14 protein-coding genes are annotated in these 15,027 nt (G+C 70.7%); 8 read left to right on the top strand and 6 right to left on the bottom strand.

What is annotated here, in order from left to right; translation table 11 throughout:
• Nucleotides 1-21 precede the first annotated feature (21 nt).
• Nucleotides 22-1,590: an SLC13 family permease gene (locus ACTIFV_RS15670; protein ID WP_439593730.1), complete on the top strand. Its 1,569-nt coding sequence runs from the start codon at nt 22-24 to the stop codon at nt 1,588-1,590.
• Between the two features lie 18 nt (nt 1,591-1,608).
• Here the strand turns inward: ACTIFV_RS15670 and ACTIFV_RS15665 are convergent, their stop codons facing one another.
• Complete coding sequence (locus ACTIFV_RS15665; protein WP_439593729.1) at nt 1,609-2,664, bottom strand: SDR family NAD(P)-dependent oxidoreductase; 1,056 nt, start codon at nt 2,662-2,664, stop codon at nt 1,609-1,611.
• A gap of 48 nt (nt 2,665-2,712) precedes the next feature.
• On the opposite strand from ACTIFV_RS15665, the gene ACTIFV_RS15660 reads away from it, so the two are divergent.
• Complete coding sequence (locus ACTIFV_RS15660; protein WP_439593728.1) at nt 2,713-3,282, top strand: TetR family transcriptional regulator; 570 nt, start codon at nt 2,713-2,715, stop codon at nt 3,280-3,282.
• Between the two features lie 36 nt (nt 3,283-3,318).
• On the opposite strand, the gene ACTIFV_RS15655 is transcribed toward ACTIFV_RS15660, so the two are convergent.
• On the bottom strand, nt 3,319-3,930 hold the full coding sequence (locus ACTIFV_RS15655) for a TetR/AcrR family transcriptional regulator (protein WP_439593727.1): 612 nt from the start codon (nt 3,928-3,930) through the stop codon (nt 3,319-3,321).
• A 112-nt stretch (nt 3,931-4,042) separates the two neighbouring features.
• Here ACTIFV_RS15655 and ACTIFV_RS15650 point away from each other — a divergent pair, with 112 nt between their 5' ends.
• Nucleotides 4,043-4,846 (top strand): sugar phosphate isomerase/epimerase family protein, encoded by an 804-nt coding sequence (locus ACTIFV_RS15650; RefSeq protein WP_439593726.1) that lies wholly within the window; start codon nt 4,043-4,045, stop codon nt 4,844-4,846.
• Complete coding sequence (locus ACTIFV_RS15645; RefSeq protein ID WP_439593725.1) at nt 4,846-5,976, top strand: Gfo/Idh/MocA family protein; 1,131 nt, start codon at nt 4,846-4,848, stop codon at nt 5,974-5,976. Before ACTIFV_RS15650 ends, ACTIFV_RS15645 begins: the two co-directional genes overlap by 1 nt.
• Before the next feature lie 51 nt (nt 5,977-6,027).
• Here the strand turns inward: ACTIFV_RS15645 and ACTIFV_RS15640 are convergent, their stop codons facing one another.
• From ACTIFV_RS15640 to ACTIFV_RS15625, 4 genes are all read right to left on the bottom strand, one after another.
• Entirely contained in the window at nt 6,028-6,618 is a 591-nt protein-coding gene (locus ACTIFV_RS15640; RefSeq protein WP_439593724.1) for a MarC family protein, read from the bottom strand.
• Between the two features lie 68 nt (nt 6,619-6,686).
• Complete coding sequence (locus tag ACTIFV_RS15635; protein WP_439593723.1) at nt 6,687-7,322, bottom strand: NADPH-dependent F420 reductase; 636 nt, start codon at nt 7,320-7,322, stop codon at nt 6,687-6,689.
• Between the two features lie 51 nt (nt 7,323-7,373).
• On the bottom strand, nt 7,374-8,774 hold the full coding sequence (locus ACTIFV_RS15630; RefSeq protein ID WP_439593722.1) for an aspartate aminotransferase family protein: 1,401 nt from the start codon (nt 8,772-8,774) through the stop codon (nt 7,374-7,376).
• A gap of 100 nt (nt 8,775-8,874) precedes the next feature.
• Nucleotides 8,875-10,029 (bottom strand): ROK family transcriptional regulator, encoded by a 1,155-nt coding sequence (locus ACTIFV_RS15625; RefSeq protein WP_439593721.1) that lies wholly within the window; start codon nt 10,027-10,029, stop codon nt 8,875-8,877.
• A 101-nt stretch (nt 10,030-10,130) separates the two neighbouring features.
• Here ACTIFV_RS15625 and xylA point away from each other — a divergent pair, with 101 nt between their 5' ends.
• The 4 genes from xylA to ACTIFV_RS15605 all read left to right on the top strand — a co-directional run bounded on the left by xylA (nt 10,131) and on the right by ACTIFV_RS15605 (nt 15,024).
• Entirely contained in the window at nt 10,131-11,318 is a 1,188-nt protein-coding gene (gene xylA, locus ACTIFV_RS15620) for a xylose isomerase (RefSeq protein WP_439593720.1), read from the top strand.
• A 98-nt stretch (nt 11,319-11,416) separates the two neighbouring features.
• Nucleotides 11,417-12,721, top strand: coding sequence for a xylulokinase (xylB, locus tag ACTIFV_RS15615; RefSeq protein WP_439593719.1), 1,305 nt, complete (start codon nt 11,417-11,419; stop codon nt 12,719-12,721).
• Between the two features lie 166 nt (nt 12,722-12,887).
• Complete coding sequence (locus tag ACTIFV_RS15610; RefSeq protein WP_439593718.1) at nt 12,888-13,733, top strand: transposase; 846 nt, start codon at nt 12,888-12,890, stop codon at nt 13,731-13,733.
• Between the two features lie 76 nt (nt 13,734-13,809).
• Nucleotides 13,810-15,024, top strand: coding sequence for an alpha/beta fold hydrolase (locus ACTIFV_RS15605; protein WP_439593717.1), 1,215 nt, complete (start codon nt 13,810-13,812; stop codon nt 15,022-15,024).
• Nucleotides 15,025-15,027 lie beyond the last annotated feature (3 nt).

Below are 15,027 nucleotides of genomic sequence, written 5' to 3'. Positions count from 1 at the left end.
TGTGATGGCTACGCTGAGCGCGTGGACCCCGTCGTCGCTACGCTGCTGATCCTAGTGCTCGCGATCGTCGCGTTCGTGAGCAATCGGCTGCCCCTCGGCGTCATCGCGATCGGCGTCTCTCTCGCGCTGTTCTTCACGGGAGTCCTGACCCTCCCGCAGGCGCTCGCGGGGTTCGGCGATCCGACCGTGCTGTTCATCGCGGCACTGTTCGTCGTGAGCGAATCCCTCGATGCCACAGGGGTGACGGCGTGGGCGGGCCAGATCGTGATCGGCCGCGCCGGCACGAAGCGGACGCGCCTGCTGATCGTCATCGGGCTCCTCGTCGCAGGGCTCACCGCCCTCATCAGCGTCAACGGTGCGGTGGCGGCTCTGCTGCCTCTCGTCGTCGTCGTCGCGTCGCGCGCCGGCATCCCGACCTCGCAGCTGCTCCTGCCGCTCGCGTTCTCTGCCCACGCGGGCTCGATGCTGCTGCTGACCGGCACGCCCGTGAACATCATCGTGTCGGAGCTCGCGGCCGACAACGGCGGTCGCGCGTTCGGCTACTTCGAGTTCGCCCTGGTCGGCCTGCCGCTCCTGGCCGGGACGCTGCTCGTCATCGCGCTCTTCGGGTCGAGGCTCCTCCCGTCTCGCAACGGGGCGCTGATGCCGACGGACCTCGTTCGTCACGCGCGCCTGCTGCGGCAGCAGTACTCGGTGAGCCTCGATACCGGCATCATGGTCGGGCCGGTGAACGGAGTGACCGAGGTCGTCGTGCCGCCGCGCTCGGCGCTCATCGGCGTGACACTGTGCACCGGCATGGCCACTCCCAGCGGCGATCTCGTGCTGCTCGCGGCACGTCGGGGCAACGAGGTGCTCAAAGGCGGCGACATCGTGGTGCAGGCGGGCGACGCTCTCCTGCTGCAGGGCACGTGGGATGACCTCGCCCGTCATACCGATGCGCCCGGATCGAAGGTGATGGCCGTCGATGCCCCCGCGACGCTCCGCCGCTCCGTGCCGCTGGGCAAGCATGCCCCGCGCGCGCTCATCATCCTCGGGGCGATGGTCGTGCTCCTTGCGACCGGACTCGTGCCGCCCGCCGTGGCCGCCCTGCTCGCGGCATCCGCCCTGGTGCTCTCGCGCACCGTCACCGTCGGTCAGGCATACCAGTCGATCTCGTGGACGACGGTCGTGCTCATCGCGGGCATGATCCCGCTGTCGACGGCCTTCATCGAGACCGGGACGGCGGACCTCGTCGCGGGGTGGCTGCTCCTGCTCATCGGCGATGCGAGCGCGCACATCGCCCTGCTCGTGCTGTGCCTGCTGACGATCCTGCTGGGGCAGCTCATCAGCAACACGGCGACGGTGCTCATCGTCGCGCCCATCGCGCTGTCGATCGCGACGACGCTCGACCTGTCGGTGCAGCCGTTCATGATGGCGTTGACCGTCGCCGGCGCGGCATCCTTCCTCACGCCCATCGCGACGCCCGCGAACCTCATGGTCATGGAACCCGGCGGATACCGCTTCGGCGATTACTGGAAGCTCGGAGTGCCGCTGGCGCTGCTGTTCCTGCTCGTCGCGGTCTTCTACGTGCCGGTGATCTGGCCGTTCTGACGATCGCTCGAGGGCGCCTCAGGCGGCGGACCACCCTCCGTCGGACGCGAGCGTCACGCCGTTGACGTTCACGCCGTCGTCCGACAGCAGGAAGGTGATGGATGCCGCGAGCGCATCGGCTTCGACGGGGTCGGGCATGACCGCCATCGCGGTCTGGATCCGACCGGCGCCCAGAGGCGAGGCGAACGACGCCTCGATGTTGGTGATCGTCGGGCCGGGGGCGACGGCGTTGACGCGGATGCCGCTCGGACCGTACATGAACGCGCTCGACTTCGTCAGGCCGACGACGGCGTGCTTCGAGGCCGTGTACGCGGCTCCGGCGGCGGAGCCGCGCAGCGCCGCCTCGGACGCCGTGTTGACGATCGAGCCGCCGCCCTGCGCGAGCATGGTCGGGATGACGGCGCGCATGAGCTTCATGGTGCCCGTGACATTGACCTTCATGACGCGGTCCCAGACGGCATCCGTCAGGTCGCCGATGGGTGTCATGTCGTCCATGATCCCGGCGATGTTCGCGAGGCCGTCGATCGTGTCGCCCGCCGCATCCACGATCCGGGCGACGCCCGCGTCGTCGGTGATGTCGGCGACGAGCGCGACGACGTCGGCGCCGGGATGCTCGGCGACGAATTCGTCGAGACGCTCCTGGCTCACGTCGACGGCGATGACGCGGCCGCCTTCGCGGGCGATGCGGGATGCCGTGGCCCGGCCGATGCCCGAACCCGCGCCCGTGACGATGTGGGTCCGACCGGTGAATCGGCCCTGATCGAGTCGCTCGGTCCACTCCCGCAGCGGCACCTCGTCGGCGGCCGGCGCGTCGGCGTCGGCGGTGGGGGCGGTGGCTCCGGCCGGGACGTCGCCCGCGGCCGCTCGCCGCACGAGGTCGTCGAGCATCTCCTGCGTGAACGCGCCGCGGCTCAGCTTGACGAGTCGCTTGATCGCGAGACGCCGGACGGGCTTGAAGACCTCGGGGGTCTGGCCGCCCTGCGCGAGCATCTCGGTCAGGATCGCGTTGCCCGCGGGGTCGGCGAGCCAGTCGGCGATGGAGGAGTCGCCCGAGAGCGGCTTGGTGGTGGCCATGATGTTCCCTTTCTACCGGACAACCGTGTCCGGTTATAGGCTACACCCGTGCCGTCGAAGGAAGAAGAGTCTCCGAAGCCCAATCGCGGGCGCGCGGCCGGGCCGTCCAATCGGCGTGCGCTCATCACCGCCGCGCGCGAGGTCTACGCCGAGGAGGGGCTCAACGCGCCGTTCAGCGCCGTCGCGAAGCGCGCCGGCGTCGGGCAGGGGAGCCTGTACCGGCACTTCCCCGACCGCACGGCGCTCGCCGTCGCGGTGTTCGAGGAGAACGTGGCCGACCTCGAGGACTACACCTCGCCCGACGGCCGGACGATCGACGATCTGCTCGACCGCGTGGTGGCGCAGGCCATGGTCTCGACGGCGTTCATCGACCTCATCACCGCGGATCTGCACGACCCGCGCGTCCTGCCCCTCGGCCAGCGCTTCGCCGCGGTCGTCGCACGGCTCGTGGCCCGCGAGCACGAGGCCGGCCATCTCGGAGCCCACATCGACGCAGCCGACGTCATGATGGCGACGGGGATGCTGGCGACCGAGCTCGCCAGGACGGATGCCGCGGACCGCCCTGCGGTCGCCCGCCGCGCGCGCGCTCTCTTCTCGGCCGCGTTCCAGCCGCGCTGACCCACCCGCGGAGGCGAACCGCCGCGCGGACGCGGATCAGACGGCGAGGAGACGTGCGAGGAGTTCGAGGGCCTCGGACTGCGGGACGGATTCGTCCAGCATCCACTGCGTCTGCAGGCCGTCGGATGCGGCGATGACGAGTGAGGCGACGGCATCCGGATCCACGTCGGCACGCGTGATCCCCGCCGCCTGATCGCGGCGCACGCGCTCGGCGAGGTCGGACCGCACGCGCGCGAAGCGTTCGGTCGCGAACGCCGTCGCTGCGGGATGCCCCGCCTCGAGAGCGGCGGCGACCAGAGTCGAGTAGAGCTGCACGAGGCCCGGCACGCCGTGGTTGTGGCGTGCGGAGGCGGTCATCATCTCGACGGGCGATGCCTCGGGGCTGTGCGGATGCTCCGAGTCGCCACGGCGCTCGGCCTCTTTGTAGACCTCGACGAGAAGGTCCTCGCGAGAGGAGAAGTAGTGGGTCAGGGCCGCGTGCGAGACCCCGATCTCCTGCGCGATGGACCGCAGGCTCGTGCCCTCGGAGCCGCGGCGTGCGAAGACCTCGATCGCTCGGTCGAGGATCTCCTGCCGTCGCGCGAGGCCCTTCGCATACGAGCCGCGGGCGCGGCCGGCGACCTCGTTGTCGGTGGCGTCATCGGGCATGGTGCGATCCTAGCGAACAAAAACCTCCAGGTGGAGGTATTTGTGCTAGCGTACTCGACAGCGCCGAAGACACGGCGCGCGTCGACGACGACCGCCTAGAGAGGTAACCCCAATGACGGCACTCACTTCCGTTCAGCTCTTCACCGTGCGGGAGGCCCTCGAGTCTGATCTCGACGGCACCCTCGCCGAGGTCGCCCGCCGCGGCTTCACGGCCGTCGAGCCCTACGACTTCGTCCGCCGCGCCGATGCGCTCGCGGCATCCCTCACGGCCCACGGGCTCACGGCCCCCACGGGGCACGGCTTCCTCGCCTCGACGACGTTCGTGAACCCGGACGGCAGCGACACCGACAACGCCGTGCCGACGCCCGACGAGGTCTTCGACGCCGCCGAGACCATCGGCATGACGACGATCATCGACCCCTACACGCACCCCAACCGCTGGGAGACGCGCGAGCAGATCGAAGAGACCGCCCGTCGCCTCAACGCGGCCGCCGAGCTCGCCGAGGCCCGCGGTCTGCGCGTCGGCTACCACAACCACGCGCACGAGCTCGAGGCCGTCATCGACGGCCAGACGGGTCTCGAACTGCTCGCCGATCTGCTCGACCCGCGCGTGAAGCTCGAGGTAGACCTCTACTGGGCTGCTCGCGCGGGAGTGGACCCCGTCGCGCTCCTCGAGAAGCTCGGCGACCGCGTCATCGCGGTGCACGTCAAGGACGGCACGCTCGACGCCGAGGCGATCAAGGCCTACCCGCCGGCCGATCAGGTGCCCGCCGGCCAGGGCGTCGTGCCGCTCGCCGCGGCGATCGACGCGGCATCCGCCCTCGAAGTCGCCGTCGTCGAGTACGACGCGTTCGGCGGCGACATCTTCGACGGCATCGAGCAGAGCCGCCGCTTCCTCGACGAGCGAGCGGCCTGATGTCGGGTCCGATCGGCGTCGGCATCATCGGCGCAGGGAACATCAGCGATCAGTACCTGACGAACCTGACGAGCTACCCCGACGTCCGCGTCCTCGCGATCGGCGACCTGCTCGAGGATCGTGCGCGCGCGCAGGCCGAGAAGTACGGTGTGCCGAAGGCGGGCGGGGTGGACATCGTGCTCGACGACCCCGACATCCAGATCGTCGTCAACCTCACGATCCCCGCGGCGCACGTTCCCGTGTCCGAGGCGATCGTCGCGGCCGGCAAGCACGTGTGGAGCGAGAAGCCCATCGGCGTCGATCGCGCCGAGGCGCGCAGACTGCTCGAGAAGGCGGATGCCGCGGGCCTGCGCGTCGGCATCGCGCCCGACACGGTGCTCGGGCCGGGAGTCCAGACGGCCAAGCGCGCGATCGCGCGCGGCGACATCGGGCGCCCGCTCTTCGCGACGACGACCTTCCAGTGGCAGGGGCCGGAGATCTTCCACCCCGACCCCGCGTTCCTCTACGCGCGGGGTGGCGGTCCGCTCCTCGACATGGGGCCGTACTACGTCTCGACGCTCGTGCACGTGTTCGGCCCCGTCGCCGCCGTCGCCGCGCTCGGTCTCAAGGGGTCCGAGTCCCGAGCCGTGCAGGTCGGTCCGCTCGCCGGCACGGAGTTCCCGGTCGAGATCCCCTCCACCGTCTCGGTGCTCCTGCAGTTCGAGCAGGGCGGTCAGGCGCAGAGCCTGTACAGCACCGACTCACCGCTGCGCCGCCAGGGCATCGTCGAGATCTCCGGCACCGAGGGCACGCTCGTGATCCCCGACCCGAACACGTTCGGCGGCGAGATCACGATCACCCGCGCGCTCACCGAGATGGTCATCCCGCCGGCGCCCATCGTCCAGCAGGTCGACGACGTCGCGCAGGAGGGCGTGCTCACCGGCCGCGGCCTGGGGCTGCTCGACATGGCGCGTTCGATCCGGGACGGTCGTCCGCATGTGGCGACCGGCGAGTTCGGCTACCACGTGCTCGACACGCTGCTGTCGATCGAGGAGGCCGTCGAGACCCGCGGGTTCGTCACGGTCGAGAGCACGATCGCCGAGGCCGGCTCGCTCGACGCCGACTTCGACCCCTACGCCGCGACGCTCTGACGCCGAGATCGAAGCGCCCCGGGCAGGACGCCCGGGGCGCTTCGGCGTGAGTCAGCCGGCGAGGCCCGGCCAGATCTTGGGCATCGCCTCGAGGATCTGCTGCACGCAGATCGCGAGCAGGATGAGCCCGAAGAGCTTCTGGAAGATCTGCATGCCCGCGGGACCGAGCAGTCTCGCGAGGTACGGCGCGAAGAAGAAGATGACCGCGGTGGCGACGGCCGAGACGACGATGATGAGGATGCCCCACAGGTAGTCGGTGATCGCAGGGTTCTCCTTGGAGAACGCGATCACGAGCGCGATCGCTCCCGGGCCGGCGACCACGGGCATCGCGAGCGGCACGATCGCGGGCGAGCCCTCGTTGGTCGTGGGGAGGATGGCGCCGGTGCGGGTCATCATCGCCCACGCGATCGTCGCCACGAACAGGAAGCCGGCGATCTTGAGCGCGGGGACCCCGATGCCGAAGAAGCTGAGGATGAACGAGCCGAGGATGAGCGAGACGGCGAGCACCGCGAACACCCCGACGCCCGTCATGAGGGCGATCCGCCGCTGCTCGGCGGCGGTCTTGCCCTGCGTCACGCTCAGGAAGACCGGGATCGTGCCGATGGGGTTGCAGATCGTGAACAGGGCGACCCCGGCCGTCAAGAGTGTCGTCTCGTCGATGTCGGGCTCCCTCCGCCGCGCATCATCGTAGCGGGGGAGCCCGGCGCCGCTCAGCGCTCGGCGCGCGCGAGGTTCGCTGCGAGCTCGTCCTTGTTCTGCCGCACGACGTACGCGGGGCGGTCGCGCTCGACGCGCCAGCTCTCGGCCACCGAGCCGATGTCGACGGTGTCGAACCCGAACTCGTCGTAGATCGCGGTCACGAATGCGGCCGCCTCGGGGTGGTCGCTCGCGGTGGCGAGCGCGCGACGGTCGGGTGTGCCCGCGGGCGAGCCGGTGGTCAGGATGTCGCCGGCGGTGATGTGGTTGAAGGCCTTGGCGACCTTCGACGCGGGGAGGTGCTCCTGAAGCAGCCCCGTCGTCGTCGCACGCTTCTCCTCCAGCGCGGCGATGCGTCCGTCGCGCTCCCAGTAGTAGTTGTTCGTGTCGAGGACGATCTTGCCGGCCAGGGGTTCGACCGGCACGTCCTCGAGCGCCTTGAGCGGAACAGTCACGACGACGACGTCGCCGGCGGTCGCGGCATCCACCGCCGTCGCGGCCGACGCGTTCGCCCCGAGCTCAGCGACCACGTCGGTCAGCGTCTCCGGTCCGCGGGAGTTGCTGATCACGACGGTGTAGCCGCGGTCGACGAGCCCCTTCGCGACGGCCTTGCCGATGTGTCCTGCTCCGATGATTCCTACGGTTGTCATGTCGAAGGGCAACGTCGAGGAGCGACGATCATTCCCGCACGACGCTCCGGGTCAGAGGCGCGACCAGGCCTCCGTGAGCACGCCGCGCAGGATCTGCTCGATCTCGGTGAACTCCGACGGGCCGATCGTGATCGGCGGGGCGAGCTGGATGACGGGATCGCCGCGGTCGTCGGCGCGGCAGTACAGCCCGGCCTCGAACAGCGCCTTCGAGAGGAACCCGCGCAGGAGACGCTCGGACTCGTCGTCGTCGAAGGTCTCCTTCGTGGCCTTGTCCTTCACGAGCTCGATGCCGAAGAAGTATCCGTCGCCGCGCACGTCGCCGACGATCGGGAGGTCCTTCAGCTGCTCGAGGGTCGAGCGGAAGATCGGCGAGTTCGTGCGGACGTTCTCGAGCAGTCCCTCTTCTTCGAAGATGTCGAGGTTCTCGAGGGCGACGGCGGCCGAGACGGGATGCCCGCCGAACGTGTACCCGTGGTAGAACGTCGTGTCGCCCTTCGAGAAGGGCTCGTAGATCCTGTCGCTGATGATCGTGCCGCCGAGCGGCGAGTAGCCGCTCGTCACGGCCTTCGCGAACGTGATCATGTCGGGCTGGTAGCCGTATGCATCGGCGCCGAAGTAGTGACCGAGGCGACCGAACGCGCAGATCACCTCGTCGGACACGAGCAGGACGTCGTACCTGTCGCAGATCTCGCGCACCCGCTGGAAGTAGCCGGGCGGCGGCGGGAAGCATCCTCCCGAGTTCTGCACCGGCTCGAGGAAGACCGCGGCGACGGTGTCGGGTCCCTCGAACTGGATCATCTCCTCGATGCGGTCGGCCGCCCAGACGCCGAACTCCTCGAGGCTGCCGGTCGGGCCGCCCATGTCCGCGGCGCGGTAGAAGTTCGTGTTGGGCACGCGCAGACCGCCGGGGGTGAGCGGTTCGAACATCGACTTCATGGCCGGGATGCCCGTGATCGAGAGGGCGCCCTGGGGCGTGCCGTGGTACGCCACGTAGCGCGAGATGACCTTGTGCTTGCCCGGCTGCCCCTTGAGCTTCCAGTAGTACTTCGCGAGCTTGAACGCGGTCTCGACCGCCTCGCCGCCGCCCGTCGAGAAGAAGACGTGGTTGAGATCGCCGGGCGCGAGATCGGCGATGCGGTCGGCCAGCTCGATCGCCGCGGGGTGCGCGTACGACCAGATGGGGAAGAAGGCGAGCTGCTCGGCCTGCTTGGCGGCCGCTTCGGCGAGCCTCTTGCGCCCGTGACCGGCGTTGACCACGAAGAGGCCGGCGAGCCCGTCGATGTACTTCTTGCCGTTCGAGTCCCAGATGTGGTGGCCCTCGCCCTTGACGATGATCGGGACGCCGCTCGACTCCATCGTCGACTGGCGTGCGAAGTGCATCCAGAGGTGGTCCTTCGCCATCGCCTGGAGCTCGGCCTCGGTGCGGGCGTGGCGTTCGGTCGTGATCGACATTGCTGGCCTTCCGTCAGGGTGCTCCCGACGATACCGCCGCGCTCGCCGGGCGGCCATGACGCATCGTCCGGTTCCCGCGCGCTCCGCGGCGGAGTGTCCGTCAGGCCGAGGTCGGGTTCCTCAGCAGGTCGGCGAAGGCGAGCTCCGCGGCGCCGATCAGCAGGCGGTCCTCGGCGAGGACGGCGACGCGGATGTCGAGGCCCTCCATGTTGGCGGGCATCGCCTGCGTCGCCACCTGCGCGGTGAGTCCGTCGAGGTCGCGACCCGCGACGGTGGCGAGGAATCCGCCCAGCACCACGACGGACGGATTCAGCACGTTCACGGCGTTGGCCAGAGCGGTGGAGAGGATCCGGCGCTGCCGTGCGACCTCGTCGGCCACCGCGGGATCGTGCGACGCGTCGAGCGCGGCCGCGAGCGTCGGCTCGTCGGCGTGCGTGAGGCCGACGGCATCCAGCAGCCGTGCGCGCGTCACTTCGTCCTCGAGGACCCCGGCGCCGGCGCGGCGGTCCTGGTCGGCGGCGATACCGGGGCGATTCTGTCCGAACTCTCCGGCATAGCCGCCCGCGCCGGCGACGGGGACGCCGCCGACGATGAGCCCGCCGCCGATGCCGCTCGCGCCGCCGTTGAGGTACACCACATCGTCGACGCCGCGCGCGGCCCCGAAGAGGTGTTCGGCCAGAGCGCCGAGGCTCGCGTCGTTGGCGACGGATGCCGGCAGCCCCGTCGCGCGCGCGATGAGGTCGCGCAGGGGCACGTCGGTCCAGCGGAGGTGCGGAGCGTTGCGCACGAGCCCGTCGGCGGCCCGCACGAGCCCGGGGACCGCGAGCCCGACGCCGACGATGCGCGCATCGGCGAGGTCGCCGTCGCGCCATCCCTGCACGCGCTCCGCGACGAGCGCCGCCGTCTCCTCCGGCGAGAGCAGATGATCGATCTCGATGCGCTCGCGCACGGGGACGAGGCGGTCGAGCCCGACGGCGGCGATCGTGAGGGCGTCCACTTCGGGGTTCACCGCGATCGCGACCACGCGGGGCGCGGCCGAGACGACCGGCGACGGGCGCCCCACGCGGCGGGACGGATCGGGGGCGCGCTCATCGACGAGCCGCTGATCGACGAGCTGACCGACCAGGTCGGCGATCGTCGAGCGGTTGAGCCCCGTCGTCTCGGTGAGGGCGGCGCGAGAGAGAGGGCCGTCGACGTGCACGAGTCGCAGGAGGCGCGCGAGATTCGCCTGTCTCACTCCGACCGCATCGCTCACCATCATCACTGTAGGGGTTGGCGAGGCATCCGTCATGCGATAGGTTGTCTCTCGCAACAATTAGTTCACCGTCGAACGACGACCCGGAAGCCAGGAGCACCATGCCCACCCCTACCCGTGACGACAAGTTCTCCTTCGGCCTCTGGACCGTCGGCTACAACGGCACCGACCCCTTCGGCGGCCCGACCCGCGCTCACCTGGACGTCGTGCACGCCGTCGAGAAGCTGGCCGAGCTCGGCGCGTACGGCCTCACGTTCCACGACGACGACCTCTTCGCCTTCGGGTCGACGGATGCCGAGCGCCAGACCCAGATCGACCGTCTCAAGGGCGCCCTCGCCGACACGGGGCTCATCGTGCCGATGGTCACGACCAACCTCTTCTCGGCCCCGGTGTTCAAAGACGGCGGCTTCACGGCCAATGACCGCGACGTGCGCCGCTTCGCCCTCCGCAAGGTCTTCCGTCAGCTCGACCTCGGCGCCGAGCTGGGCGCCAAGACCTTCGTCATGTGGGGCGGCCGCGAGGGCGCCGAGTACGACTCGGCCAAGGACATCCGACAGGCGCTCGAGCGCTACCGCGAGGCCGTCAACCTGCTCGGCGACTACGTGACCGACAAGGGCTACGACATCCGCTTCGCGATCGAGCCGAAGCCCAACGAGCCCCGCGGCGACATCCTGCTGCCGACGCTCGGTCACGCGATCGCGTTCATCGACTCCCTCGAGCGCCCCGAGCTCGTGGGCCTCAACCCCGAGGTCGGGCACGAGCAGATGGCGGGCCTGAACTTCGCCGCGGGCATCGCCCAGGCGCTCTACCACGGCAAGCTCTTCCACATCGACCTCAACGGCCAGCGCGGCATCAAGTACGACCAGGACCTCGTCTTCGGCCACGGCGATCTGCACAACGCCTTCGCGCTCGTGGATCTGCTCGAGAACGGCGGCCCCGGCGGCGTCCCGGCCTACGACGGACCCCGTCACTTCGACTACAAGCCCTCGCGCACCGAGGACGAGGTCGGGGTCTGGGACTCGGCTGCCGCGAACATGCGCACCTACCTTCTGCTCAAGGAGCGCGCGGCGGCCTTCCGCGCCGACCCCGAGGTGCGGGAGGCGCTCGCCGCGGCCAAGGTCGACGAGCTGGCCACCCCGACGCTCAACGAGGGCGAGTCGTACGACGACTTCCTCGCCGACCGCTCGGCGTACGAGGACTTCGATGCCGACGCGTACTTCAACGGCAAGGGCGGCGGTTTCGTGCGCCTGCAGCAGCTGGCGACCGAGCACCTGCTCGGCGCGCGCTGACCGCATCCCACCCCCGTTCGGTGTCCACGGACTGCGGTTTCGGCCGAGCCAAAGCCGCAGTCTGTGGACACTGAACCGGCTCGCAGAAGGAGAGAGCGATGACGCTCGTCATGGGAGTCGACTCGTCGACGCAGTCGTGCAAGGTCGTGATCTTCGACAGCGAGAGCGGCGAGGTCGTGCGCAAGGGCCGCGCATCCCACGCCGACGGCACGTCGGTGCACCCCGGCGTCTGGCTCGCGGCCCTGCGCACCGCGATCGCGTCGGCCGGGGGCATCGAGGACGTCTCCGCGTGGGCGATCGGCGGCCAGCAGCACGGCATGGTGGCGCTCGATGCGGACGGGCGGATCGTGCGCGACGCCCTGCTGTGGAACGACACCCGGTCGGCGGATGCCGCGCAGGACCTCATCGCCGAGTTCGGCGCGGAGGCGCTCGCACGGCGGACGGGTCTCGTGCCGGTCGCGTCGTTCACGATCACGAAGCTGCGATGGCTGCGCGACCACGAGCCCGAGAACGCGGCCCGCGTCGCGGCCGTTGCGCTGCCCCATGACTGGCTGACGTGGCGGATGCGCGGGTACGGCCCCGCGGACGAGTCGCCTCTCGGACCCGTGCTCGAGGAGCTCGTGACCGACAGATCGGATGCCTCGGGCACCGGGTACTGGGATCCCGAGACGGGGGCCTACGACCGCGAGCTGCTCGTCGCCGCGCTCGGCCACGACGCCGTTCTGCCGCGCGTGCTGGCGCCGGACGAGTTTGTCCTCGACGAGGCCGACCGCCGCGTCGGCGGGGGCGCGGGCGACAACGCCGGCGCCGCGCTCGGGCTCGGCGCCGGGCCGGGTGACGTCATCGTCTCGATCGGCACATCGGGCACGGTCTTCGCCGTCAGCGAGACGCGCACGATCGACCCGACGGGCACGGTCGCGGGCTTCGCCGACTGCACGGGGCGGTTCCTGCCGCTCGTCGCGACCATCAACGCAGCGCGCGTGCTGACGACCATCGCCGGCATCCTCGGCGTGGATCAGGACGAGCTGTCGCGTCTCGCACTGGCCGCTCCTCCGGGAGCGGGCGGGCTGACGCTCGTCCCGTACTTCCAGGGCGAGCGGACGCCGAATCTGCCCGACGCGACCGCGTCGCTCACCGGCATGACCCTCGCGTCGACCAAGCGGGAGAATCTCGCCCGCGCGGCCGTCGAGGGGATGCTGTCGGGCCTCGCTGCGGGGCTGGACGCCCTGCGCGAACTCGGTGTGCCTCTCGAGCGCGCCCTGCTGATCGGCGGCGGAGCGCAGTCGATCGCCGTGCGCGCGATCGCGCCGCTCGTGCTCGGCATCCCGGTCGTGGTGCCGGCGCCCGACGAGTACGTCGCACTGGGCGCGGCCCGTCAGGCCGCCGCCGTCGCTGCGGACTGACCTTCGGCGGCCGCGTCGCCGATCCGCTCCGCACGGCTGTGCGAGCAGAGCGTCGGGAAACCTGTACGACGCGCCGTCACTCAGGACGCCGCAGCGGCGTGTCGCCGGTGATCCCCGACCCCGTGCACGCGGTGCCGAGCGGGTCGCCACGAGTGCGCGCGGCCCGATGACGGACGACAATGGGGCGATGGATGCCGGTGACCTCGACGCCGTCGCCGGTGAGCTCTACGTGCTGCCACCGGCCGACTTCACGTCGGCACGCAATGCGAAGGCGACCGGACCGCACGCGGCCCAGATAAAGGCCTTCCGCAAGCCGGTCGTCGCCGCATGGGCGGTCAATCTGCTCGTCGCGGCGGGCGGGCTGTCCGAAGCGCTGGAGCTCGCCGCCGCCCTCCGAGAGGCGCAGGACGACCTCGACGCTCCGGAGCTCGCTCGGCTCGGTCGGCAGCGGCGCGCGCTCGTGAGCGCCCTCGCGACCCAGGCGGTCGCCGCCGCGCGGGGGCACGACGTCGCGGTGAGCGCGGCCGCGCGCGAGGACATCGAGAAGACCCTGAACGCCGCGATGATGGATGCCGCGGCCGCCGCCGCCGTCACGACGGGGCGACTCGTGCGCCCGCTCGTGGCGACCGGCCTCGACACGGTCGACCTCGCGGGCGCTGTCGCCGGGTCGACTCCCGACGGTCCCGTCGCGACGGCTCCGAGTCGCGACGATCTCGCCGAGCGGCGCGCACGCAAGGCCGCCGAGAAGGCGGCGCGCGAAGCGGATCGCGCCGCGAACGAAGCGGCACGCGAGCTCGCCCGCGTGGAGGCGAAGTGCGACAAGGCGCAGGAGCGGGTCGACCATCTGGCCGAGCGCGTCGACGACCTCGAGCGCGAGCTCGAGCGGATGCGTGCCGACGCGGCCACCGCGGCGAGCGATCTCGAGCGCTGGGAACACGAGCGGGAGGGCGCGGCATCCATCGTCCGTTCCGCCGAGAAGAAGGCGAAGGCCGCGCGCGACGCGATCGCGTGACGGCTCAGGCGGGGCGCACGGGACGGCGATCGAACCACCGGACGGCGCACGGGCTCCGACGCGATAGCCTCCGTCCATGGCGCGATCCTCTCGGCACTCCGTGCAACGCGACCACCACCGGGCCCACCGGCTCGTGGCGGGCTTCTTCGCCGCTGCGCTCGCCGTCATCGGCGGCATCGTAGCCGCCGAAGCCGTGCGCATCGGGGGTGACGCGCTCGAGCGTCCCGGGATCGATTCCTTCTACGAGTACGCCGCCGCCGATGTCGACGGCGACCCGGGCACGATCGTGAAGGCGGATCCGCTGCTGGGAGCGCCTTTCGCCGCGCGAGGGTGGCGCATCATGTACCGCTCGACCGATCTGAACGGCGATCCCGTCATCGCCACGGGGGTCGTCGTCGTGCCCGTCACGCCCGCGCCGCCGGGCGGTCGCACCATCCTCTCGTGGGCGCACCCGACCACGGGATCGGCGCGGGAGTGCGCGCCGTCGTACGGCTTCGACCCCTACACCGGCATCGAGGGGCTGAGGTCGCTGCTCGACCGCGGCTTCGCCGTCGTCGCGACCGACTACACGGGCATGGGCGCCGAGGGAGCCGACTCGTACCTCATCGGCACGACGGAGGGCAACAACGTGCTCGACGCCGCGCGCGCGGCGCAGCACGTCCTGGGAGACTCCGTGAGCGACCGGCTCGTGCTGTGGGGTCACTCGCAGGGCGGCCAGGCCGCGCTGTTCGCCGCCGAGCGCGCGCGGGACTACGCACCGGAGTTCGATCTCGAGGCCGTCGCGGTGGCTGCGCCGGCCGCCGACCTCACCGATCTCCTGGGCGCCCATCTCGACGACATCTCGGGCGTCACGATCGGCTCGTACGCGTTCTCGGCCTACTCCGAGATCTACGACGTGCCGATCTCCGACATCCTGACGCCCGCGGCGATCGCGATCCAGCCGCAGATGAACGAGCTGTGCCTGTTGTCTAACATCGCGGAGCTGCACCGCATCGGCGAGCCCGTCGTGGGGGACTTCACCACGAGCGACCCGACGACCACCGAGCCCTGGGCGACCTTCCTGAAGGACAACTCCGCGGGCTCCGTCGCCTTCGACGCGCCTCTGTTCATCGCGCAGGGGCTCGACGACGAACTCGTGATCCCCGAGGACACGAAGGACTTCGCCGAGCACGAGGCATCCCTCGGCATGCGCGTGACCTATCACGAGATCTCGTTCGCGACCCATGGAACGGTCGCCTACCTGGCCATTCCGGGCCTGCTGCACTGGCTCGACCGCGTCGGTGTGCGGTGATGC

The organism is Microbacterium sp., assembly GCF_051860965.1.
Taxonomy (GTDB): Bacteria; Actinomycetota; Actinomycetes; order Actinomycetales; family Microbacteriaceae; genus Microbacterium.
The sequence above is the reverse complement of the archived record's forward strand: the minus strand, read 5'-3'. Positions and strand labels throughout refer to the sequence as shown.